The sequence below is a fragment of the Asticcacaulis sp. genome, assembly GCA_024707255.1.
GTDB lineage: Bacteria > Pseudomonadota > Alphaproteobacteria > Caulobacterales > Caulobacteraceae > Asticcacaulis.
The window spans coordinates 1063503-1086379 of the sequence record JANQAC010000001.1; the positions used below are offsets into that span (position 1 = coordinate 1063503).

Sequence of the window (22877 nt, forward strand, 5' to 3'; positions counted from 1 at the left end):
GAGCCCCACATGTCCCATAATGCCGATCTCGCCGCCCGCCGCACCGCCGCTGTCGCCCGCGGTATTGGCCACGCCACCACGCTCTATGCCGGCCGCGCCGAAAACGCAGAGCTGTGGGACGCCGATGGCAACCGCTTCATCGATTTCGCCGGCGGCATAGCCGTGCTGAATACTGGCCATCGCCATCCGAAGGTGCAGGCCGCCGCGCTGAAACAGATGGATGCCTTTACCCACACCGCCTTCCAGGTGGTGCCCTATGAATGCTATATCGCCCTCGCCGAAAAGCTGAACGCCCTGGCGCCGATAGACGGGCCGGCCAAGTGCGCCTTCTTCACCACCGGGAGTGAGGCGGTCGAAAATGCCGTCAAGATCGCCCGCTGTCACACGAAGCGCGATGGTGTCATCGCCTTTACGGGCGGCTTCCATGGCCGCACGGCCCTGACCTCGGCCCTGACCGGCAAGGTGGTGCCCTACAAGAAGGATCTCGGCCCGCAGCAGCCCGGCATTTATCACCTGCCCTTCCCGGTGGAAGCGCACGGTATCGATACCGATGACACGCTGAAAATGCTCGACTACCTGTTCAAGGCCGATATCGCGCCGGACGCCGTGGCGGCCATCATCATCGAACCCGTACAGGGCGAAGGCGGCTTCCTGATCACCCCACCGGAACTGATGCGCGCGCTTCGTAAAAAGTGCGACGAACACGGCATCCTGCTGATCGCCGATGAGGTCCAGACCGGCTTCGGCCGTACCGGCAAGCTGTTCGCCATGGAAAACTATGACGTAAGGCCTGACCTGATGACCATGGCCAAGTCGCTGGCCGGCGGCTACCCGCTCTCTGGCGTGGTCGGCCGCGCCGAGGTGATGGACGCGCCCATAGTGGGCGGCCTCGGCGGCACCTATGGCGGCAATCCGGTGGCCTGCGCCGCTGCGCTTGCCGTGCTTGAGGTGATCGAAGAAGAAAAGCTTCTGGAAGCCGCCAACGCCCAAGGCGCCAAGCTGAAGGCCCGGCTTGAAGCCCTGGCCCAGCGCAATGATATCGTGCCGATGGCCGCCATTCGCGGTCTGGGCGCCATGACCGCCTTCGATATCGTCACCGAACGCGGAAGCTTCACGCCGGATGCTGCCACCACCAAGGCGGTGACGACGAAGGCGCAGGCCAATGGCCTGATCCTGCTGTCCTGCGGGGTCTATGCCAACACCATCCGCCTGCTGGCGCCGCTGACGGCTTCTGACGACATTCTCGATGAGGGCCTCGCAAAGCTGGAAGCCGCGCTGAGGATTTAGCGCCAGGCCGTCGCCCGCACAAAGACATTGCCCGTCAAACGGCCGATTCGTGGATCGGGGCTGAAATTGAAATCGTCGGGCAAAACGGCGGAATGCAGAAGTTTGCCCGGATAGATGACGGCGCGGTTGAACCGCGCCTCGACCGAAGCCAGTTCAACAAAGCCGTCCCGATCGCCCTTGTGATAGGCCTGGGTGACGCCGTAAAGCTCGGCATCCTTCATGCGGGCCGCGCTGTAAGCATCCTTGCGTTCGTCCGAAAGGGTTTCGAAGCCGGAACCGAGGTGTCGGTAAAAGGCTGTGCCGCCACCCGGCCGGCGCGACAGGTAGTGCAGGATGGCGAAGCCGTTGGAATCGTGATGGTCGAAATGTGGTACGGTCTGGAGCGGTTGCAGGTCTTCCGGCTTCGTCGTCACCAGAGAATAACCGGCATCGAGAATATCGTATTTGGTAATACCGTAGACGGACGCCATGACCGGGGCCAGCGACTGACAGACGGAGCTGACATAGTCGAAGCTTTCGCCATCCTGCGGCGTGATGCGCCGGCGACGTCCGGGATAATAATGGCCGTTCTGGCTTGGGAAGGGCGCCATATCCACGGCCAGATCGATGATGCGCTCCGGCTCCTGGACGAAATTATCGATCACCACGACAGGCGTTTCTTCCACACCAACCTTGAACACATTTACCGACACGCTATTCCTCCCATTATCCGACTGTTCTGCAACACTTTAAGCCCGGTTGCAATTCTCGACCGTCCGTTTAGGCTGCGGCAAAACAATGGGGAGATACCATGCCGGATACCAGTAATGCCGAACCCATATTGGCGCTCAATCCGCAGGCGCAGATCGAGGTCATCCGCTTCGGAGAGGAAGGCCAGACTGTTCTGGTTGCCGATGATGTGCTGCTCGATCCGGAAGCGCTGATCAGTCACGCCGCACGCTCGCGCTTTGGCACGCCGCCCACCGGCTCGAAATATCCTGGCCTCATGGCGCCGGTGCCGTCTACCTATATCACCTTGCTGGCGGATGTCCTGCGGCAGTCCATGGTTCAGGTCTTCGGGATGCATCCGGATGTGCCGCTGAAAACCTATGGCTTTTTCGGTCTGGCCACGCTTGGCCTGGACCAGATGGCCAGGGCGCAGGCCGCCCCCCATACCGACGCCCATCGGCCGAACAGTTTCGCCACCGTTCATTACCTCAGTCCGCGCCCGCAGGGCGGCACCGCCTTCTACCGCCATAAGGCCAGCGGCCTCGAACTGATCACACCCATCCGCAGCGATAAGTTCAGCTATCTGCGCCGGCAGGAACTGGCCGGCGCGGATAACCAGCCGGTCCGCAATACCTTTTATGATGAGATTCTGAGCATTGAGCCCCGCTTCAACCGGCTGATTCTTTACCGAGCGGGGCAACTGCATTCAGCGAAGCTGGACCCGGCCACGCCTTTGAGCGAGTCGCCAGCGGACGGGCGCCTGACCGCCAACCTTTTCTTCAATACAGAGGGCTTTTAGCCACCCGCCGCTTCCAGACGCTTGAAGGCCTCAGAGGCGCAATTGCGGCGGATAAAGTCCTCCTGGGTCGGCAGCCCCTTGACCCGGTCAAGAACCGCCGATCGCCAGCGCCCAAGATGCAGGCGCAGGTCATCATCATCCATGGCGTCGGCCGCGGGATGGTAATCTTCCGGCACCAGCCCCTGACCGGTGAGGATCGCCACCCAACTGACTTCGCGGAACAGCTCGGAATCGCGCCACAGGGTCTGGCAACTGGCGCGGAAGACATCCAGCCGGTTTTGCAGGCTTTCCGGGATCGCCATCTGCCGCACATGCCGCCAGAAAGGTGTGTCATCACGTTCGGTCACCTTGTAGTGGGCGATAATGAAGTCCTTGATATTGTTATAAGAAAGCTCGACCTCACGGTTATATTCCGCTGCGATATGCGGGTTGAAACCGTGGCGCGGGAACAGCGCCAGGAAGCGGAACAGGCCTGATTGAACCAGATGAATGCTGGTCGATTCCAGCGGCTCCAGAAAACCACTGGCCAGCCCCAGGGCCAGAACATTCTTGTTCCAGGCCAGGTTGCGGCGGCCGGTGACAAAACGCAGGACTTTCGGGTCCGCCATGGGTTTGGCATCCAGCCGGCCCAGCAGGGTTTCGCAGGCCGCGTCTTCGCCGATGAATTCATCACAGAACACATAGCCATTGCCGGTGCGGTGCTGCAACGGGATACGCCACTGCCAGCCGGCCTCACGCGCCGTGGCCCGCGTATAGGGCAGCAGTTCACCGGCACGTTCGCACGGCACGGCGGCGGCGCGGTTCATCGGCAGCCAGTGGCTCCAGTCGGTATAGCCGGTCTTCAGGGTCTGTTCGATCAGCAACCCCCGGAAGCCGGAGCAATCGATGAACAAATCCCCTTCGATCACCCGGCCGTTTTCCATCTGGACCGAGGTAATGAAGCCGGTTTCCGGATGCTGGCTGACCGTGACGATCTTGCCTTCCTGACGCACGACTCCACGCTTTTCGGCGTATTTGCGCAAATACCGGGCATAGAGCGCTGCATCAAACTGAAAGGCATAGTTCACGGGCGGCTTGCCGGGTTCGCGCCGGACGCGGCCAAAGCGCCCCTGAAGCGCGGCTTCTGTCTCGGCATTATATTTGCCGATATCGACCGCGCTCAGGCCGGCCTTGTGGTAATGGCGGAAATAGTAGTGCGGAAAGCTGAAACCGTCGATTTCGGTGCCAAAAAGGCCGAACGGGTGGAAATAGCTATGGCCCAGATGCCGCCAGTCCTGGAATTGAATGCCCAGCTTGAAGGTGGCATTGGTTTCGCGGATGAATTCATCCTCATCGAGACCAAGGAAATAATTATATTCCAGAATCGGCGGGATTGTCGCTTCTCCCACGCCGACCGTGCCGATGTCCTCGGATTCAATCAATGTGATATCGTAGGCATGACTGCCCAGTGCCTTTATCAGCGCCGCCGCCGCCATCCAGCCGGCGGTGCCGCCGCCGACAATTACGATCTTCCTGACCGCTGCTTGCATATCATTTCCCCGGACTCTGATACTATGAACGCATTGTCCCCGATCCTTCTCGCCGCCGGATCGCAGGCCCTGTAACTACACCCGCACGGGCACAATGCCCAAAGTCTCCTCCATCGGCTTCATCGGCTCCACCGCCGCCTTGATGAAGCCAAGCATTTTCTGGAAGTGCTGGATGGCCTCCGCATCGCTGACCTGGTCGGCCAGCGGATCATAGGCTTTCGGGATCAGGCCGTGCCCCAGCAGCATGGACAGCCAGTCATCCTCCTCGAAGGTCTCATCATCATAAACCACCAGGTTGCCGCGCGCCTCGAACAGGTCCAGCTTGTAACGCAGGGCGTCCGGCACCTCGATATTGCGGCAATGATCCCAGAATGGCTGATCGAAACGCTGGTTCAGCACATAGTGGCAGAGCTGGTAATCGCGGATGCGCTCCAGTGATGACTGGACATTGCGGTTATATTCGGTGCTTTCGATGCGGCAGTCCCGATTGATCGGAAACAGCGAGATCAGGTGCGACAGGCCCAGCAGGTTGACGTGCATCCGCACGCTGTCGATGGGGTCGAGCACGGCCGCCGCCTCGCCGATGGCGACGCAGTTCTTCTCCCAGAACCGGCGGCGCGTGCCGGCGGTGAACGGGGTGACCACGGCATCGGGGTTGAGCTTCAGGGAGGTGAAAATGCCCGCCGCCTCGTACGCTGCCTCATCGGTCAGGTCGTGGCTGGTATAGACCTGCTGCACTGCCGTGCAGTTGCGCAACGGGTAAAGCCCGGCCCAGCCGGACCGGAAGGCCGATATCTGGCTGAACGGCGGCAGGGGTGCCGGGGTGCCGCATAGGTGGTCATTATGCGGTCGCAGAGGAACCACTGGCGCCACGAGTCGAAACCGATCTCCAGCCCCTCGCCGAGCAGGGCGCTTTCGGCGCCCGACGCATCGATGAAGAAGTCGCCTTCAATGGTCTGGCCATCGGTCAGGGACACCCCGGTGATATCGCCACTCAGCGGATCGCGCGCGACCTCGGCCAAGCGGCCCGTGATGTGTTTGATTTTTCTATCCAGGGCCACCGTCTTCAGCACATGGCAATAGCCCTGGGCTTCGAGATGATAGGCGTAATCGCAGATGGCAAAGCCATCAACCGCCTCGCCCGGCAGGAAAAAGCGGCCGTATTTCGCCGCCACGGCGTTCAGGGAGAAGTCCTCGAACTCGGCCTTCATGCCTTGCGCGCGCGCCTTGACCCAGTAATGGTGGAAAGACACACGGTTGAGCGGGCGCCCATAGGTCGAATAGCCGTGGATGAAAGGCGGCTTCGTTTTCGACCAGTTATTGAAGCGCTGGCCAAGCGTATAGGTGGCGTGGGCCGCCTTCATCATCGGGCCTTCATTGATGCCGATGAGATTATGGTAGGCTTCCTGCTGTTTCAGCGTGGGGTAAACATCGCCCGGCCGCAGCAGGGAGGGCAGTTCGACCACGGTGATATCGAGCCCCGATTGCCCCAGGGCCCGCCACAGGACATTGGCGCTCAGCCACAGGGCGTCGTCGCGCCCGACGATGACGACCTTTTTGACCGGATGATCAGACATTGCCGGCCTCCTGCATCACCTTGGCCGAAGGATCGAAGCAGTAGTCGCGCAGGAAATCGGCGTGCGTCGGCAGGGCATCGACATTGACGGCCACCCGTTCCTGCATTTCCCGCATCTTTTCGAGCATGGCTTCAGTGCTCATATTATCGACCTGCCGGTCATAATGGCGTGGCAGGATGTTCTGGCCGGTATAGACCGCTACCCAACTCGGTGGCGCGAACAGGCCATCCCGATAGCGATGGATATGACCGCGATGTTTGAAGGTCTCCATCTTCTCGATCAGCGTATCGGGCACCGTCATTTCGCGGACATACCGCCACAGGCCGGTCGGGTCTTCCTCGGCCGGCTTCTGGTTGGCGTGATAGTGCAGAATCAGGAAATCGCGCACCCGGTCATATTCGATATCGATGGTGCGATTGAATTCGGCCACCAGCTTCGGATCGATATCCCTGTCCGGAAAGAGGCGCATGACAAAATCGGACGCCATCTGAGCCAGATAGATGCTCGTCGATTCCAGCGGCTCCAGGAAACCGCTGGCCAGGCCGATGGCGATGCAGTTCTTGTACCAGGACTGCTTGCGGCGGCCGGCGGCAAATTTTATCAGGCGCGGATCAGCCTGGGCCTTGCCGTCCAGGCCACCGAGGAGGACTTCAGCGGCCCGGTCCTCCGTGGTGAAGCGGCTGGAAAAGACATAGCCGTTGCCGGTACGGTGCTGAAGCGGGATACGCCATATCCACCCGGCCTCCCGCGCCGTGACGCGGGTATAGGGCGTGAAATCATCCGTCCGCTCGCAGGGCACGGCCAGGGCGCGATCGCAAGGCAGCCAGGGCGTCCAGTCTTCCCAGGGCACCTTCAGGGTCTGTCCCAGCAGGAGGCTGCGGAAACCGGAGCAATCAATAAACAGATCCCCTTCAACCACTTCGCCTGAGGCCGGGGTCAGCGACCGGATGAAGCCGTCCTCCGGACGCAGGTTGACTTCGACAACCTTGCCCTCGGTTCGCTGCAATCCCTGCCCTTCCGCCCAGCGTCGCAGATAGCGGGCATAGAGGACCGCGTCGAACTGATAGGCATAGGCGAAAGTGGAGCGCACAGACCGATCGTCTTCGGATGGGAAATCGAACTTCAGGTTGCGGCAGGCCATGATCGGGAAGGAATAGGATTCCAGATCGCTGTCATGGCCGCTGGCGCGCGCCTTCAGCCAGTACTGGAACAGGGGCACGCCGTTGATGGCCTGGCCATGGATGCCGAAGGGATGGATGTATCTGTCACCCTCGCGTCCCCAGTTGCGGAAATCGATACCGAGCTTGAAGGTGGCATTGGTGTCGCGCATGAATTCGGGCTCGTTCAGGCCCAGGAAATCATTGAAGCTTTTCAACTGCGGCAGGGTGGCCTCACCCACGCCGACCGTACCGATCTCATCCGATTCAATCAGGCGTACGGAGGCGAATTCCGGCTTGAAGCCCTTGATGAAGCCCGCCGCAGTCATCCATCCCGCGGTTCCGCCGCCCAGGATGACGATTCGGATGGGATCTTTCTGCATGGTGCGACGCGCCTCCACTTTTTCTCTTGTTTCCGGCCAGCATAGCCGGGTTTTTCATGACTGTGCGGTCATTTTCCGCAAGGGTCAAGCGCGTTCAAGGGCATTGGCCGCGACATAATTGCTTACAAAAAAAGACGCGCCGCCACGGGGGCAGCGCGTCTCTTCAAATGCCTTCCGAAGGATTAGTACTTCAGACGGATCTGGGCCTGGATACGCCGGTCGTTCTTGAACCAGGCGTTCGGCAGGAGGAGCAGCGGACGATCCGTACCGTCGCTCATCGGGCCATCGACCTGCTGCATCAGGACCGTTTCGGTGTTGAGCAGGTTGGTGCCTTCCACCGACACTTCGACATTGTCATTGATGCGATAGGCCAGGCGACCATCGAGATAGCCGGCGGCACGCTGCCAGATCGGGAAGGCCACGCAGCAGTCCTGACGGGTCACGAGGTACTTGGAGCGCCAGTTATAGGCCATACGCGCCGACCACTTGCCCTTTTCGTACATACCGACCAAGTTGTAAGTGGTATCCGACAGACCTTCCAGAGGCAGCTTGGTAAAGCCCAGGGCCGCCACCGAAGTACCGCCACCGGACTGACCGGAGGAGCCGTCGCCGGAATTGACGACAACGCCCGTGCTTTCAATACCGTCATTCTTCAGCTTGGTGAAGTTGGCCCGGATGCCAAGGCCATTCCAAGGCGACGGCAGGCTGTCAAAGAAGGTCTGATAGGCCACTTCGAAGCCCTTGATCGCCCCCCCAGCGGCATTGACAGGACCACTGACCTCAACCGGACGGGTAATGCCGGCATTGGTGAACTCCTTCACGTACTTGCCGTAGGTGATATAGTCGTGGAACTGCTTGTAGAAGCCCGTAAAGGTGAACGAACCGGTCTGCGAGAAGTAGTTCTCGATCGAGAGGTCGAACTGGTCGGCGGTGATCGGCTTCAGATACGGGTTGTTGGCATTGGCCGTATACTTGATCCTGGTGCTGACGATATTGCCCGAACTGTCGCAGTTGAATGCTCCCGTAGAGGGATCACAGTCATAGGTCGATGACGCCGTGTTTGGCAGAGACATGCTGACGCTGGTATAAGCCTTCAGGTTGCCGATATCCGGACGCGACATGGCCTTGGAGGCCGCGAAGCGCAGGAACCACTGGTCGGTCAGGCCGAAACGCACGTTGAAGCTGGGCAGCCAGTTCTTATGCGTCACACTCGCCGTTTGCAGGGCGGTGCTGACAGTCGCGGCAAAGGCACGATCTTCCGTCCAGTTGGCCGGGTCATTCACATAAGCATTGCGAGCCGCAACTTCCGCTGCATAACCATCCGGATCCGTATTCGGGTCGGCCGTCACTGCCGGCGGCGTACCGATCACACCTGGGACATAATAGGTAATGCTGGGATGGTCTGGAGCACCGCCCGTACCCGCTGTAATCGGATCAGCGTCATATGTGGTGGTGTTATGGTAATTGACGCCACCCGTGCTTTCATTGACGGTTTCGACATAGCGAACGCCGATATTACCGACCACGGTCACGCCATTGAAGATGGTGGCTTCAGGGCCGCCGAACTTCAACTGGATATAGGCCGCCTTGGTCTTTTCAGAAACGTCGGCGATTTCCGCCGGCAGGAAGCAGCGGCTGTCCTCACCCGCGCGATGGCAGATAGGCGTCCAGGTATTAGAATTACCTCCGCCCACGTATTGCGGCTGGTAATGCGTGGCGTCGAAGGTATTGGCAAAGCCGGCCCGGTCCTTCAGGTTATTGATATTGAAGAACACGCCATCGGTGATGTTGGTGACATCGCCGCCGAAGAAGTGGCTGTCGAAGGTATGGATGCCGTAGGCATTCTGATCCGGGAAGGCCGAACCGGTAATGTAATAGTTATTGGCGTCGTAGTTCGACCAGTTATTGACGACGTTGGCCCAGTTGTAAGTGGTCCAGCGAACGGTCTGCTCGCGGTCGGCATAACGGACGCCGGCCTTCAGGGTATTGAGCCACGGCGAATCGAAGCTGTAAGCCAGGTCGGCGCGGGTGGCGAATTCATGGCCGTCCGAATCCGTTACGTGATCCATGATGAAGTGCTGGCGGTAATTGGCCGGATTGGCGATACCGCCCGGCGCCAGATACCAACCGCTCGTGTTGTCGTTGTCGATCGTGAAGGTCGGAGTATCCCCGGTGAAATTCAAGCCCACATTGGCGTAGGTCGCCAATTCGGTCGAGATATCGTAATTGGTCTGGACGGCATCGACATACTGGATATCGAAATTGGTCTTCAGACGATCAGTCACGTCCCACTTGAAGTTGAACGAGATGTCCTTGGTGTCGTTCAGACTGTCGCTCCAGCGGCTGTCATTGGCATAGCCGCCCGCTCTCTGGACGCCATTGCCGCTCCAGTCATAGTCAGCACGCATCAGTCCGTTCGGCGAGTTAGCACCCGTCGGGGCGGTCCAATCTCCATACCAGACCCCGTTGCCATTGACGAGCGTACCCGACTGGATAAAGCCGTTGTCGTCAAAGCTACAGTTGGAGACGCCACCCAGGCATTGGACGTTGTTGGAGGTATAGACATAGTTGATTGGCTGCGCCCAGGCGTCAACGCCGGTCGAGGAGGTGGCGACGTATTCTTCCCACTGCTCGCGCTTCTTGGACTGATTGTATTGCAGGGTGGCAACCATGGTGTGGTCGTGGTTCTGCCACTGGCCCGCCAGCGAGAGGCCGTCACGGACGCGATAATAGGTATTGTCGCGCAGCGCCGTGTTCATCGGCATGTAGCGGCGGTTCTCATCACCCCAGTACGAATTGACGACCGGGACCATGCGGCCCAGGGCAACGCCTTCGGAATTGGTGTAGATTTCGGAGTGGGCGCCATTGATCATGAAGCCGAATTCACCGGCCGAGGTATCCCAGCGGTCGGCATAGATTCCCGAAACCGTACCGGCGCCCTTCTTGACCAGGTCGCCATAGGTATATTCGGCGGTGGCGGCCAGGACGCGGCCTTTCTGATCGAACGGCAGACGGGTGCGCAGGGAGATCGTGCCGGCGATGCCGCCTTCGATCAGGTCTGCGGTCTGGTTCTTGTAGACATCGACGCCGCCCATCAGTTCCGGCGACACGTCGGACCAGGAGAGGCCGCGCGACGAATCGGCGGTGAAGATGTCACGACCGTTGAATTCCGACCGGACCTGCTGCAGGCCGCGGACGACGACGCCCGACGGTTCGGCCGAGAAGTGCGCCGTATCGCCGGTGGCGGCGAAGCGGTTGACCGTGATGCCGGCGACGCGCTGCAGCGCTTCGGCGACCGACTTGTCCGGGAACGAACCGATGTCGTTGGCAGTGATCGAATCGACCACCGTATCGGCGTTCTTCTTGATATCCTGGGCCGATTTCAGGGCCTTGCGGACACCGACGACGACGACTTCCTGGGCTTCATCGCTTGAAGCGGCAGGTTCAGTGGTATCCTGCGCGTAAGCCGGAGCCACCAGAGTGGCGGCCAGGGCTGTTAGCGCAACCATGGACACGCCGCCCTTCAGAAGAGTCAGCCCCGGCCGGGCCTTAACTCCAAAACTTTTCATACTTTCTTCTCCCTAATTGTCATTGCCGGCAAACCCGAGATTTTGCCGGTGAGACCGCTTAAAATACAAAAAACAATCTGATTGAGCGGATGCGATCCTGACCTGACGGAATTGGCATTACCGCACGCTTGAGCCTTAATTTCGATTTCACTTTTTGACATAAACGTCAAATATCTGCGTTATCAAGGCGGGCGTGTCTTTATAAAATTCCGAAAAGGGCCCCTGGATGCGTCTCAACCTGATTTATTATTTCGTATTTATTTTTTTAGCCAACTGTTGGCCGAATATCCAGCCACATTATGACATTTTGGCCATAATCCATTCTAACAATGGCGCGAATGTCACACATGCTGCAACAGTCTGAAACATTTATGTGGCCTCGACGCTCTGCGGGACACAGGCGAACCGCCGTCCGCGCGCCACATTATCCCATTGTTTTATATAATAATTTAAAAATAAAATGCACGTTGAGGCAAAAAATTCATTGAAATTTCGAAGGCTTTGCAACGCCGCGGGCAATTCAGGCCATCCGTCAGAGATTAATGATTTATGACAGCCTTCTGATAGCTCTCAGGGGGATATAACTGATTTTCCAGACAAGTTTTCATTTGCGCAACGCCTCATTTACCGAAAGATAGACGCCAGAACAGGCGCCATACATCCGCCGCGAACCACTCCAATACGTTTTCATGGTTATGTCAAAAATCGCTTCCCAGCCGCCATTTCCCACCGTTGAGACTCTTTCGCACCCCTCGCCGGAACGCCTTGCAAGCCTTGTCAGCGATGGCAGACCCGTTCTGATGAAGGGGCTTGTCGCGCACTGGCCGGTGGTCAAGGCTGGACAGGACGGAACACAAGCGGTTGCCGCCTATCTGAAGGGGCTGGATAACGGTCACCCGGCCAGCGTGCTGGAGGCAAATAACGCCATCAAGGGCCGCTTCGCCTATGGTCCGGACATGAGCGACTTCAACTTTCATCGCCGCCTCAAGTCCGTCTCGGCCGGGATAGACCAGATACTAGCCGCGGAAGTGCATCCCAATCCCCCCTGGATCTATATTCAGTCAACCGAAACCCGACTGCACCTGCCGCGGTTCGTGGCCGAGAACCCCTGCCCCATCCTGCCACCGGCCATCCAGCCACGCATCTGGATCAGCAATGCGACCCGCGCCCAGACGCATAATGACAATGATCACAATATTGCCTGCGTGGTGGCCGGGCGCCGCCGTTTCACCCTTTTTCCGCCGGAGCAGGTCGCCAACCTTTATATCGGCCCCATGGACCACACCCCTTCGGGGCGCGCCATTTCCCTGGCCAGCCTTGAAGAGCCTGATTTTGAGCACTTCCCCCGGTTTGCCGAAGCTTTGAAAACGGCGGTCGTGGCCGAACTGGAACCGGGCGACGCGCTCTATGTGCCGAAATACTGGTGGCACCACGTCCAGTCGCTCGACACCTTCAATGTGCTGATCAATTACTGGTGGGGCAACAGCGCGCCTACGGCCGAAAATCCGATGGCGCCCTTCCTGGCCGCCCTGCTGGCGCTGAAGGACATTTCCCCGGCCGACAAGCGCTACTGGAAGGCCATGTTCGACCACTATATCTTCCAGACGGATGGCGATCCGGTGGCGCATATCCCGCCAGCGCACCAGGGCGGGCTTGGCAAACCGACGGCGAAGACCCGGGCCGAGATCCTCGCCGCCCTGAAGGCGTTGGTTGACGGACGTGGTTAATATTCAACCGTTGTTTCTGTTAACTATTTACGAAAATCAATAGTTGATTAAAGCGGCCGCACCCCGCTCCAGACTGTCGCGGGACTTGGCAAAACACAGGCGCAGCACCGGCAGGTCACGCCCGCTTTCGCAAAACGCCTGCAGCGGAATGGTGGCCAGGCCGTGATGTTTCACCAGGTCGTAAGCGAAGTCGAGGCCGGAGCCTTGGATGCCTGAGGCGTGCAGGTCGATATTGAGGAAATAGGTGCCCTCGGCCGGCAGGATTTTGAAGCCGCCGCCCGACAGCCGTGCGCTGAGATAGTCGCGCTGGCCTTTGAGTTCCGCAAGCGCCGCATCGAACCGCACCTGAGGCAGGCCCAGGCCAAAGGCCACGGCGTGCTGCAGGGCCGGCGGCGTGGCGAAGGTAATGAACTGGTGCGCCCGCGCCACCTGATCGATCAACGCCTTTTCAGCCACCACAAACCCGACCTTCCAGCCGGTGAGCGCGAATATCTTGCCAGCCGAACCGATCTTAATCGCGCGTCGCGCCAGGCCGGGAATATGCAGGACGCTGACATGGGACCGTTCAAAAACCACCTCCTCCCATACCTCGTCGCTCATTACATAAGCGTCGAACCGATCGCAATAGTCGCCGAGCAGGGTCAGTTGCGGCTGGGTGAAGCAATGCGTGGTCGGGTTGTTCGGCGTGGTGACCAAGACCAATTTCGTCCGGTCACTAAATACGTTTTTCAGGTCGTCATCGCTGAATTGCCAGTGCGGCGGATTAAGCTGGACGATGCGCGGAATGCCGCCGGCGCGCCGGATCAGCGGCACATAGGCGTCGTACATCGGCTCGAACACCACCACCTCGTCACCGGGCGTGATCATGGAAAAAATCGTCGCGCAGATCGCTTCCGTGGCGCCCGAAGTGATCAGCACCTGCGTCTCCGGATCAAGCTCTAACCCCTGACGACGCTCATAGAAGTCCGCCACGGCCTGACGCAGGACCGGCAGTCCGCGCATGGGCGCATACTGGTTGGATTGCTCCATCAAGGCGCGGGCGGCGGCTTCGCGCACCTCCGGAAAACCATCTGTTTCGGGGAAACCCTGCCCCAGGTTGACCGCCCCGCGCGCCTTCGCTTCCAGCGACATGGTCTCGAATATACTGACAGGCAGATCGGCAAAGACAGGGTTCATGTGGGGAATCCGGTATCGGCCAACTTAGAGCGTCGACGACACCTTCCACAGGTCGATGCCGCCTTCAGTGGCGTAGGTGTCGATATCGGCCAGTTCCTGATCACTGAAAGCCAGGTTATCGAGCGATTTCAGCGTATCGGCCAGTTGTTCGACCGTGCGCGCGCCGACCAGAGCGGAGGTGACCCGTGGATCGCGCAGCACCCAGGCGATGGCCATCTGCGCCAGGCTCTGGCCGCGCTTTTGCGCGATCGCGTTGAGCGCCTTGATGCGGCGGATATTGTCGTCCGAGATCATGGCCTGGTTGAAAGACCCGGCCTTGGCGGCGCGGGCATCGGCCGGCACGCCGTTGACATATTTGTTCGACAGCAGCCCTTGCGCCAGCGGCGAGAAGGCGATGCAGCCGGTGCCCAGCTCTGCCAGGGTATCGAGCAGTTCATCCTCGATCCAGCGGTTGAGCATGGAATAGGAAGGCTGATGGATAAGCAGCGGCACGCCTTCGCCTTTCAGGATTTCGGCGGCCTTGCGGGTCAGTTCCGGCGAATAGGAGGAAATGCCAACATAGAGCGCCTTGCCCTGGCGATGTAGTGTGGCCAGTGCCCCCATGGTCTCTTCCAGCGGGGTTTCCGGATCGACACGGTGCGAATAGAAGATATCCACATAGTCCAGGCCCATGCGCTTCAGGCTCTGGTCGCATGAGGCGATCAGGTATTTGCGCGAACCGCCGACATCGCCATAGGGCCCCGGCCACATGTCCCAGCCGGCCTTCGTCGAGATCACCAGCTCATCACGGTGCGCCTTGAAATCGCTGGCCATGACGCGGCCGAAGTTTTCTTCCGCTGAGCCGTAGGGCGGGCCGTAATTATTGGCCAGGTCGAAATGGGTGATACCCTTGTCGAAGGCATATTGCAGAATGGCGCGACCGGTCTCGAAGACATCGGCGCCGCCGAAATTCTGCCACAGGCCCAGGCTGATCGCCGGCAGTTTCAGCCCCGACCGGCCGCAGCGGCGATAGGGCATGGAGATATAACGGTCATGAGCGGCAACATAGGGAACCGGAATAGCCATTTGGACGCCTCTTCTCTGGATATGATTTTCTGGTCCCGTCTCATAAATGGCTTTGCCGGCGCGTGTAAGCCTTTTTGTGCGTCCGCCGTTATTTTAGCGTGTCAGTTTTCTCGCCTGAACGGATACCAGAATTGCTTCCAGTAGCCTTTCGGCACCGGATGGCCGCCAATGCCATAGCCCGAAGGCCACTTCCCGTCCTTTGGCAGGTAGTGCGTGCCGAAGAGCCTGTCGATCCACGGGAAATGGACGGCGAAATTGACGTCGATCGCTTCCTTTTCGATGCCGTGATGCCAGTGATGGAAACGCGGCGTCACCACGAAGGGCGAAAGCCATTTGTCATTGAAGCGCAGATTGGCATGGACATAGGCCGAAACGAGATAGACGAAGAAGATATAGGAATAGAGCGCGCCCTGGCTGAAACCGAGGAGGTACATGGGAATAATGGTGAAGCCGCGCAGCAGCAGGATTTCGATCAGATGCATCCGTGAACCGGCCATCCAATCCATGGCCTGGGCCGAATGGTGGACGGCGTGAAAGCGCCACAGGAACGGCACGGCGTGGAAGGATCGGTGGAAGGCATACTGCATGAAATCGGAAACGATCATCAACTCGATGATCTGGATGAAGAAGGGCTGGCCGGCCACCATGGCGCGGAAACCGCCCCAGCTCCCCGTCTGTTCCATCAGGGCCAGGGTCGGCGCCAGCGAAATGAAGGCCATGGACTGAACAAACAGGCTGGAAATCAGGAAATAGAACAGGTCTTCGCGCCATTCGGTGCGGAAAAGGGGCTGCCTGTGCGCGCCGCTGAACAGCTTTTCCAGCGGCACGAACAGCAGCCCCTTGAGCAGCAGGTTGAGCACGAACCAGTCGATGCCGAGATTGAGCGCGGCGGCGGTGCCCGGCTGGCGGCTGCCGAGCACGCCGAGTGACAGCGTGGCCAGGACGAGCACAATGGCCGTGAAGCCGATGATCTTGTTGCGCCGCAGGATCAGATTCAGGCAGGCCGGGCCGAAGCCCAGAAACGTCATGATCTGCACGGCCACCATATAGAAGGGGTGTTTGTGAACCGCATCGAGCTCATCAACCGAGAACCACGCCGGATATTGCTGGCTGAGAAGCAGCAGCAGGGCGGAGCCGCCAAGCGCCAGGCCCAGTACGCCGCTGATCCAGCCGGAGCCAAAGGCGCGGGCCTCTTCGGCCGCCTCCAGGTCGTTGCGGATGGCCAGACGCAGCTTGTTGATCATGTGATACCCCCATTATGACGCCGCAACCCTAGGCAGCATAACTTAACGTAAGGTTTCAGCAAGAGCCGGTATATCAAGAGGACTGTCCTTTCCGGAGCACAGTCGCGGAAAACCGTGTTTTTAGCCCGACGCCCGATTCCTTGGCACATAAGGCATTGCAGGCTTACCTTACGGAAAGAAAGCCTGCCCACCCGTTTTATGCGCTTGCGAAGGCACCGCAAAGGGCCTAGGGCGGCGGGGCATAGACCCCGAAAATGGGGCTGTAAAAAAGAGGCCAAATATGATTTCCACCCTTTCGTGCCGTCTGCTGACGGGCACGGCACTCGCCGGCGTCCTGCTGGCGGGGCTCACTACCCCTGCATTATCTCAGGATACCGAACCCACTGAGGTTATCGTCACCGCGCAAAAGAAGGCCGAGCCCCTGAGCCGGGCGCCGATCGCCATGTCAGTCGTCTCCGGCGACCAAATGGAGAAGGCCGGGGCGCATGACCTGAAGGACATGCAGACCCTGACGCCTTCGCTGCTGATCACCTCCACCGCCAACGAGGCCCAGACCACGGCGCGCCTGCGCGGGGTTGGTACGGTGGGGGATAATCCCGGCCTCGATTCCTCGGTCGGCATGGTGATCGACGGCGTCTCGCGCGCCCGCACCGCCACGGCGATGAGCGACTTAGGCGTGCTCGACCGCGTGGAAGTGCTGAAAGGCCCGCAATCCGATATCTATGGCAAGGGCGCCTCGGCCGGCGTGATCCAGGTGGTCAGCAAGCTGCCGTCGTTCACGCCGTCGCAAACCCTTGAACTGACGGCCGGCGAGCAGGGCACGCTTGGGATTGCCGGCTATGCAACTGGCAAGATCGCCGACAAGTGGGCCGGATCGCTCTCGCTGGTGAAGCGTCAGCGCGACGGCCAGTATACGGTCCATACCGGCGACGGCCCGCGCACCCGGACGGATGACGGCGACCAGAACTACTGGTCGGCCCGCGGGCAACTGCTTTATGACGGCGACGGCTGGTCGCGCCTGCGCATCATCGGCGACTATACGAAGCGCGATGAATCCTGCTGCGTAGGCACGGCCATCGCCATTGGCGGCACGCGCGCCTATGTCGATCAACTGGCGGCCGATGACGGCACCGCCTCGGTGGTCGATCCCAAGGCCCGCGAAGCCTGGTCCAACCGCCCCACCGATCAGAAACTGATCGATTCCGGACTTTCCGCGCAATGGGATCTGCGCCTGGCAAACAATGTCCAGCTTACATCCATCACCGCCTACCGCCACTGGGATCACACCAATGGTTACGACGCTGATTTTTCGAGCGCCGATATCTATTACCGCGATCCCAATGGTGGTTTCGGCAACCGCATCGATACCTGGTCGCAGGAAATCCGCCTGAATGGCAAGACCAGTCACCTGGAATGGATGACCGGCCTTTACGCCAATTCCGAAGACCTGACACGCCACGACGAAACGCTTTATGGCGCTGATTATGAATCCTATCTCGGCCTGCTCCTGAGCGGCGGCGCCAATATTAACCGCGTGTCGGAACTGACCGGGTTGCCCGTGGGTCAGTCCTTCGTGGCCGGCCAGGGCAATCATGACACCTATCGCCAGCATGAACGCAACATGGCGGTTTTCGGCCATGCGGAATGGTTCATCACCGACACCGTCTCCCTGCTCGGCGGCCTGCGCTATAACCACCAGACCAAAAGCCTGACCTCGGCCTTCACCAACAGCGACGGCGGCATTGCCTGCGCCAACGCCACGGGCTCTCTGGGCGTGCTGTGCCTCCCGTGGTCCAATCCGGCCTTCAACGACCTGACCCTGTCGCAGAAGGATGCCGAAGACGCCACTACCGGCTCGATCAGGCTGAAATGGCAGGCGACGCCCAACCTGATGACCTACGCCACCTACGCCACTGGCTGGAAGGGTACAGGCTTCAATCTCGACCGCGAACAAAAGATCGATTACACGGTGGATACGGATTCATCGTTCAAGGCGGAAACCTCGCGATCTTACGAACTTGGCTTCAAGGGCCGTTTCCTCGATCGACGCCTGGCGGTCGATGTGGCGGCGTTTGACGAAGCCTTCCGCAATTTCCAGCTCAATACCTTCCTCGGCACGACCTTCGTGGTCGATTCGGTGCCGCACCTGCGCTCGAAGGGCATTGAAGTGGAAGGCCGCTATGCCATCGGCGATTTCCGGCTCAATGGCGGCGTGACCTATGACGAAGCCAAGTTCGGGCCGGAAGCGGTGCCCGGCCTGCCCCTGCTGGCCAATGGCACGGCCTCCTTCGCGCCGCGCTGGTCGGGCATCTATGGCCTCGACTATACGCGCGACATCGGCGGTTACCGCTTCAATGCCACCTTCAGCGCCAAGTATAACAGCGACTACAATACCGGCTCCGACCTTTCGCCGATCAAGGTGCAGCCGGCCTATACGCTTTATAATGGCCGCCTCAGTATCGGCGCGCCGGACGAAAGCTGGACGCTGGAACTGTGGGGGCAGAACCTGACGGACGAGACCTATTACCAGGTCGCGTTCGCGGCCCCCTTCCAGAGCGGCACTTACGACGCCTTCATGGGTCAGCCGCGCACGGTGGGCTTGACCCTGCGCCTCAAGCGGTAATACCCTTTTTGTACCTCCCCGGCTCTGCCGGGGAGGGGAACCGCGCCGAAGGCGTGGTGGTGGTGGGGTTTCTTGCCTGGGGTTAAAGATGAACGAGTTCTGGCGGTTGGCGTTCAGTCGCCGTATCGCGGTCAATGCCCTTAAGGTATCCCTGGTAATCGGCACCGTTCTCAATATCATCAATCAGGGTGAAAATGTCCTGCATGGCCTGCCGGTCGCCTGGGCGCATGTGTTTCTCAACTACTTCACGCCGTATTGCGTGGCCACCTGGAGCGCCGCGAAAAACGAACTTGATCGTCGCCGGGCCGGGTGACTCTTGAGGATGTTACGGTTATAGAGCCGCAATGTCCGATACCAAACCCTACGAAGTCACCGTCCTGACCATGTTCCCGGAAGCCTTTCCGGGGCCGCTCGGCGTCTCGCTGATCGGCACGGCGTGGAAAGAATCTGCGCGCTGGGCCTTGGAAACACTGGACATTCGCAACTTTTCAAGCGATAAGCGCGGTTTTCTTGACGATACCCCCGCGGGCGGTGGCCCCGGTCAGGTTCTCAAGGCGGATGTGATCGCACAAGCTCTTGATTCAATTGAGCTTAACGATCGCCCTCTCGTCTATATGAGCGCACGCGGCAGGCCCCTGACGCAGGCGAAGGTCAAGGAATGGGCCACCCGCCCGGGGCTGATTGTCCTGTGCGGCCGGTTCGAAGGGGTGGATCAGCGGGTGCTTGACTCTCGCGGGTTCGAGGAAATCAGCGTCGGCGATGCCGTCCTTGCGGGCGGGGAAGCGGCGGCGATGGTAACGATCGAGGCGGTGGTGCGACTTATTCCGGGGGTTCTCGGCGCATCGGCAAGCCTTGATAATGAGAGCTTTGAGGATGGACTCCTGGAGCAGCCGCAGTTCACAAGACCGCGGACGTTCGAGGGCCTCGACATCCCCGAAGTGCTGCTGAACGGCGATCATAAGAAAGCTGCCAAGTGGCGACAGGAGCAAAGAGAGGCAACCACGAAGGAGCGGCGTCCCGATCTCTGGGAAGCTTATCTTTCCAAATCACAGCTAAAGGGCAAATAAGCCTCAACGAGCGCGAAAGCGTTCATAATTATAGGAGGGTTCACATGAACCTGTTGCAACAGATCGAGGCCGAAGAAGTCGCAAAGATGCGCGCTTCCAAGACCTTCCCCGAATTCCAGCCCGGCGACACCCTGCGCGTCAGCGTCAAGATCAAGGAAGGCGAGCGCGAGCGCGTCCAGGCCTTTGAAGGCGTCTGCATTGCCCGCGCCGGCGCCGGCATCAACGAAACCTTCACGGTCCGCAAGATCTCGTTCGGCGAAGGCGTCGAGCGTAAGTTCCCGCTGCTGTCGCCGCTGATCGAAGGCATCGAAGTCAAGCGCCGCGGTGTCGTCCGTCGCGCCAAGCTCTACTACCTGCGCGATCGCCGCGGCAAATCGGCCCGTATCGTCGAGCGTTCGATGAACTCGACGCGCGGTTCCAAGGGCGCCGAACTGCGCGCCGCCATGGCCGCCGCTGAATCGTCGGGCAATGCCGACGCCGGCACCGAAGCGTAAATTCCACTTTTGTGGACGAAAATAGAACCCGCCCTGGCAACAGGGCGGGTTTTTTTCATGTCTGGTTTTAGGGCCTGGTTTTAAGGAAACCACGGATAAGGCACGGATACGCATCGCAGGCGATGCGGCACGGATAAGGCACGGATTTCAGGATAAGGCCCAGAGGCAGAGCCTGTAACTGTACGCCATCGACGGCGAAGCCGTCATCAGATCAGAACGCGCCAAAAACGCGCCAGACAGGACAATCAACGAAAGAGGCACTGCTGTAAGGACAAAACACAAAATCCGTGCCTTATCCGTGTCGCCGCGCCAGCGGCATCTGTGCCTTATCCGTGGTTCAAAACCTTACTATCAGGGTGGGCCGCGAAACGGCGGCGCGGTGCTTTGCCCTGATTTTGCCGTCCGTCTTTGTGCGGCCAGTTCGGCGCGGGCCGATTCGATGGCGTCGGTGTAATCGACATAGGTGACTTTTTGTGCCGCCAGAGCCGCCTTGAAGGCCGTCTCCGCAATCTGATCTTCCGGCATAGCAGACTTTTGCGGCCGCACCGGCGCTTCAACCACGGCCTTTGTAACGGTTTGGGTAAGCTCCTGGGCGGCGTCCCACCACTGGCCGAGATCGCGGCGACGTTCTTCGCTCCATCTCAGCGTACCGGCCAATGAGACCCTGGCCTTGATCGCCGCTTCTTCATAGGTGGCGCGTTCGGCTTCGACTTTGCGCGGGTCCGACTTTTGGCGTTCGGCGCGGTCGCAGCGTAAGCATTCGGCGTAGGCCGCAGGTGGGGTTATGCCGCCTTCTGTTCGAGTTGGCGGAGCCGCTTCCAGTTCCAGGGCAGGAGGTCGTCTATTCGGTTGGCTGGGTGAGCGGCGATACGGTCGAGGACGTCCGCCAGCCAGGCCTGGGGATCAATGTCGTTGAGCTTTGCCGTGACGATAAGGCTGTACATGGCAGCGGCCCGCTGACCGCCGCGGTCAGAGCCTGCAAACAACCATGATTTTCGACCCAGGGCGATGCCGCGCAGGGCGCGCTCGGCAGCATTGTTGCTGAGGCAGATTCGTCCATCATCGAGGAAGCGCGTGAAGGCCGGCCAGCGCTTCAGCATGTAGTCCATGGCCTTGGCAAGGTCGTTGCCGCGCGCCAGCTTGGCGCGTTGCGTCACCACCCAGGCATGGAGGTCATCGACCAGGGGCGCAGATGAAACCTGACGTACAGCCTTGCGCTCCTCAGCGCTCTTGCCGTTGATCGTGCGCTCGATATCGAACAGGGCATCCATGCGACGCACCATCTCCAGCGCCATAGGCGATAGGACGGAGGCCACCTTGCCTTGCGCCACGCGACGCGCATTTTGCTCTGCATCAGCCATGGCAAAGAAGGGCCGCCTGGCATGAACCCAGCAGGCCGCCTCCAGGATCGGTCCCGGCCTTCGTTCCGAAAGATAGAGCTTGCTGTAACCGCCATAGGCATCGGCCTGAAAGATGCCGTGCCATGTTTTCAGGTGGTCCTGTGGATGCTCCGCCGTTCGATCCCTTGAATAATAAAACATGGCTGACGGCGCCGATGTGCCGCCGAAGGGCTTGTCATCGCGAACATAGATCCATATCCGCCCCGTGTCGGTCTTGCCTTTTGCAAGCACGGGCACCGTCGTATCGTCACCGTGCAGGCGTCCGGCCGCAAAGGTGTGGTCTTCGATCCGGCGGATGAGGGGATCGAGCACGGCGCAACAGGCGCCGACAGCATCGGCGGCCGTGGACAGGCTGATGGGCACGCCTTCCTTCTCGTAGCGCATGATTTGCCGATTCAGGGGCTGATGCTGGCCGAACTTCTCAAACAGCATCATGGCCAACAGGTTCGGCCCGGCCCAGGCTCTGGGGATGGTGTGGAAGGGGGCTGGCGCCTGGCTGATCTTCTCACAGTCCCGGCAGGTGAACGTCTCGCGCACATGCTGGATCACCTTCCACTGGCGCGGAATGACCTCCAGGGTTTCAGTAACGTCCTCGCCAAGCTTGCGCAGACGATCCCCGCCACAACAGGCGCAGGCTGTGGGACCAGGCACGACAACCCGCTCACGCGGCAGATGCTCGGGGAAGGCCCGGCGCGCCGGCTTATTGCGCACGAAGCCTTCGACCGTGGAGGTTTTGGTGGCAGCGGCCTGCGACGCCAGTTCCGCCTCGGTCGCGGTCGCCTCGATCTCTTCGAACGTCATTTCCATCTGATCGATCAGACGGACACTACGTTCCGAGCGCGGACCGTACAGCGCGTTCTGGAGCTTGGCGATGACCAGCTTCTGGTGCGTGATGGTCGCCAGGGCGTCAGCATTTTCCGCCTTGGCGGCCGCCAGCTCGGCTTGCGCATGAAGGAGCTTCGCCTCCAAAGCGACCACATTGTCCGGAGTGATTTGGGGCGTCGTTTCCATGCCGAAGTGAATCACAAAACCCCTATCTTGCAAAGGAATTTTACGGCTCTCAACCCAATAA

At 59.9% G+C, this 22877-nt stretch carries 18 protein-coding genes; 7 read left to right on the top strand and 11 right to left on the bottom strand.

All coding sequences use genetic code 11. The annotated features are described in order from the left end of the window. Nucleotides 1-9 precede the first annotated feature (9 nt). Entirely contained in the window at nt 10-1287 is a 1278-nt protein-coding gene (gene gabT / locus NVV72_05140) for a 4-aminobutyrate--2-oxoglutarate transaminase (GenBank protein ID MCR6658746.1), read from the top strand. Here gabT and NVV72_05145 read toward each other — a convergent pair. Continuing rightward, on the bottom strand, nt 1284-1979 hold the full coding sequence (locus NVV72_05145; GenBank protein MCR6658747.1) for a DUF6445 family protein: 696 nt from the start codon (nt 1977-1979) through the stop codon (nt 1284-1286). The two genes, gabT and NVV72_05145, sit on opposite strands and share 4 nt — an antisense overlap. Before the next feature lie 98 nt (nt 1980-2077). Between NVV72_05145 and NVV72_05150 the strand changes: the two genes are divergently transcribed. Further along, a complete protein-coding gene (locus NVV72_05150; GenBank protein MCR6658748.1) occupies nt 2078-2794 on the top strand; it encodes a DUF6445 family protein in 717 nt (238 codons plus the stop codon). Here NVV72_05150 and NVV72_05155 read toward each other — a convergent pair. The 5 genes from NVV72_05155 to NVV72_05175 form a co-directional block, all read right to left on the bottom strand. Beyond that, nucleotides 2791-4323, bottom strand: coding sequence for a tryptophan 7-halogenase (locus tag NVV72_05155; GenBank protein ID MCR6658749.1), 1533 nt, complete (start codon nt 4321-4323; stop codon nt 2791-2793). The genes NVV72_05150 and NVV72_05155 overlap by 4 nt on opposite strands. Before the next feature lie 75 nt (nt 4324-4398). Next, on the bottom strand, nt 4399-5079 hold the full coding sequence (locus tag NVV72_05160; GenBank protein ID MCR6658750.1) for a tryptophan 7-halogenase: 681 nt from the start codon (nt 5077-5079) through the stop codon (nt 4399-4401). Next, nucleotides 5031-5900 (bottom strand): tryptophan 7-halogenase, encoded by an 870-nt coding sequence (locus NVV72_05165; protein ID MCR6658751.1) that lies wholly within the window; start codon nt 5898-5900, stop codon nt 5031-5033. The genes NVV72_05160 and NVV72_05165 overlap by 49 nt, the downstream gene beginning before the upstream one ends. Next, a complete protein-coding gene (locus tag NVV72_05170) occupies nt 5893-7440 on the bottom strand; it encodes a tryptophan 7-halogenase (GenBank protein ID MCR6658752.1) in 1548 nt (515 codons plus the stop codon). The genes NVV72_05165 and NVV72_05170 overlap by 8 nt, the downstream gene beginning before the upstream one ends. Before the next feature lie 182 nt (nt 7441-7622). After that, nucleotides 7623-11009, bottom strand: a complete 3387-nt coding sequence (locus NVV72_05175; protein MCR6658753.1) for a TonB-dependent receptor — start codon at nt 11007-11009, stop codon at nt 7623-7625. A 695-nt stretch (nt 11010-11704) separates the two neighbouring features. Between NVV72_05175 and NVV72_05180 the strand changes: the two genes are divergently transcribed. After that, the gene (locus tag NVV72_05180) at nt 11705-12736 is read left to right on the top strand and encodes a cupin-like domain-containing protein (protein ID MCR6658754.1); all 1032 of its coding nucleotides are present in this window, start codon (nt 11705-11707) and stop codon (nt 12734-12736) included. Nucleotides 12737-12772: 36 nt separating this feature from the next. On the opposite strand, the gene NVV72_05185 is transcribed toward NVV72_05180, so the two are convergent. The 3 genes from NVV72_05185 to NVV72_05195 all read right to left on the bottom strand — a co-directional run bounded on the left by NVV72_05185 (nt 12773) and on the right by NVV72_05195 (nt 16221). After that, a complete protein-coding gene (locus tag NVV72_05185) occupies nt 12773-13912 on the bottom strand; it encodes an aminotransferase (GenBank protein MCR6658755.1) in 1140 nt (379 codons plus the stop codon). Nucleotides 13913-13936: 24 nt separating this feature from the next. Then, nucleotides 13937-14977 (bottom strand): L-glyceraldehyde 3-phosphate reductase, encoded by a 1041-nt coding sequence (gene mgrA, locus NVV72_05190; protein ID MCR6658756.1) that lies wholly within the window; start codon nt 14975-14977, stop codon nt 13937-13939. Nucleotides 14978-15078: 101 nt separating this feature from the next. Further along, the gene (locus NVV72_05195; GenBank protein MCR6658757.1) at nt 15079-16221 is read right to left on the bottom strand and encodes a sterol desaturase family protein; all 1143 of its coding nucleotides are present in this window, start codon (nt 16219-16221) and stop codon (nt 15079-15081) included. 280 nt (nt 16222-16501) lie between these two features. On the opposite strand from NVV72_05195, the gene NVV72_05200 reads away from it, so the two are divergent. The 4 genes from NVV72_05200 to rplS all read left to right on the top strand — a co-directional run bounded on the left by NVV72_05200 (nt 16502) and on the right by rplS (nt 20405). Next, complete coding sequence (locus tag NVV72_05200) at nt 16502-18844, top strand: TonB-dependent receptor (GenBank protein MCR6658758.1); 2343 nt, start codon at nt 16502-16504, stop codon at nt 18842-18844. Between the two features lie 88 nt (nt 18845-18932). Next, nucleotides 18933-19157, top strand: coding sequence for a nitrate/nitrite transporter NrtS (gene nrtS / locus NVV72_05205; protein MCR6658759.1), 225 nt, complete (start codon nt 18933-18935; stop codon nt 19155-19157). A 31-nt stretch (nt 19158-19188) separates the two neighbouring features. Continuing rightward, nucleotides 19189-19911 (top strand): tRNA (guanosine(37)-N1)-methyltransferase TrmD, encoded by a 723-nt coding sequence (gene trmD, locus NVV72_05210; protein MCR6658760.1) that lies wholly within the window; start codon nt 19189-19191, stop codon nt 19909-19911. A gap of 53 nt (nt 19912-19964) precedes the next feature. Further along, nucleotides 19965-20405, top strand: coding sequence for a 50S ribosomal protein L19 (gene rplS / locus NVV72_05215; GenBank protein MCR6658761.1), 441 nt, complete (start codon nt 19965-19967; stop codon nt 20403-20405). Nucleotides 20406-20756: 351 nt separating this feature from the next. Here rplS and NVV72_05220 read toward each other — a convergent pair whose 3' ends face one another. Continuing rightward, a complete protein-coding gene (locus NVV72_05220) occupies nt 20757-21062 on the bottom strand; it encodes a hypothetical protein (protein ID MCR6658762.1) in 306 nt (101 codons plus the stop codon). A gap of 125 nt (nt 21063-21187) precedes the next feature. Continuing rightward, nucleotides 21188-22816, bottom strand: a complete 1629-nt coding sequence (locus NVV72_05225; protein MCR6658763.1) for an IS66 family transposase — start codon at nt 22814-22816, stop codon at nt 21188-21190. Nucleotides 22817-22877 lie beyond the last annotated feature (61 nt).

What these genes read in the sequence shown, in the direction of transcription:
- NVV72_05195 (MCR6658757.1), bottom strand. Translation starts at nt 16,221, where the DNA reads ATGATCAACAAGCTGCGTCTGGCCATCCGCAACGACCTGGAGGCGGCC.
- nrtS (MCR6658759.1), top strand. Translation starts at nt 18,933, where the DNA reads ATGAACGAGTTCTGGCGGTTGGCGTTCAGTCGCCGTATCGCGGTCAAT.
- gabT (MCR6658746.1), top strand. Translation starts at nt 10, where the DNA reads ATGTCCCATAATGCCGATCTCGCCGCCCGCCGCACCGCCGCTGTCGCC.
- NVV72_05170 (MCR6658752.1), bottom strand. Translation starts at nt 7,440, where the DNA reads ATGCAGAAAGATCCCATCCGAATCGTCATCCTGGGCGGCGGAACCGCG.
- NVV72_05150 (MCR6658748.1), top strand. Translation starts at nt 2,078, where the DNA reads ATGCCGGATACCAGTAATGCCGAACCCATATTGGCGCTCAATCCGCAG.
- NVV72_05165 (MCR6658751.1), bottom strand. Translation starts at nt 5,900, where the DNA reads ATGTCTGATCATCCGGTCAAAAAGGTCGTCATCGTCGGGCGCGACGAC.
- NVV72_05185 (MCR6658755.1), bottom strand. Translation starts at nt 13,912, where the DNA reads ATGAACCCTGTCTTTGCCGATCTGCCTGTCAGTATATTCGAGACCATG.
- NVV72_05225 (MCR6658763.1), bottom strand. Translation starts at nt 22,816, where the DNA reads ATGGAAACGACGCCCCAAATCACTCCGGACAATGTGGTCGCTTTGGAG.
- NVV72_05155 (MCR6658749.1), bottom strand. Translation starts at nt 4,323, where the DNA reads ATGCAAGCAGCGGTCAGGAAGATCGTAATTGTCGGCGGCGGCACCGCC.
- NVV72_05180 (MCR6658754.1), top strand. Translation starts at nt 11,705, where the DNA reads ATGTCAAAAATCGCTTCCCAGCCGCCATTTCCCACCGTTGAGACTCTT.
- mgrA (MCR6658756.1), bottom strand. Translation starts at nt 14,977, where the DNA reads ATGGCTATTCCGGTTCCCTATGTTGCCGCTCATGACCGTTATATCTCC.
- NVV72_05200 (MCR6658758.1), top strand. Translation starts at nt 16,502, where the DNA reads ATGATTTCCACCCTTTCGTGCCGTCTGCTGACGGGCACGGCACTCGCC.
- NVV72_05175 (MCR6658753.1), bottom strand. Translation starts at nt 11,009, where the DNA reads ATGAAAAGTTTTGGAGTTAAGGCCCGGCCGGGGCTGACTCTTCTGAAG.
- trmD (MCR6658760.1), top strand. Translation starts at nt 19,189, where the DNA reads ATGTCCGATACCAAACCCTACGAAGTCACCGTCCTGACCATGTTCCCG.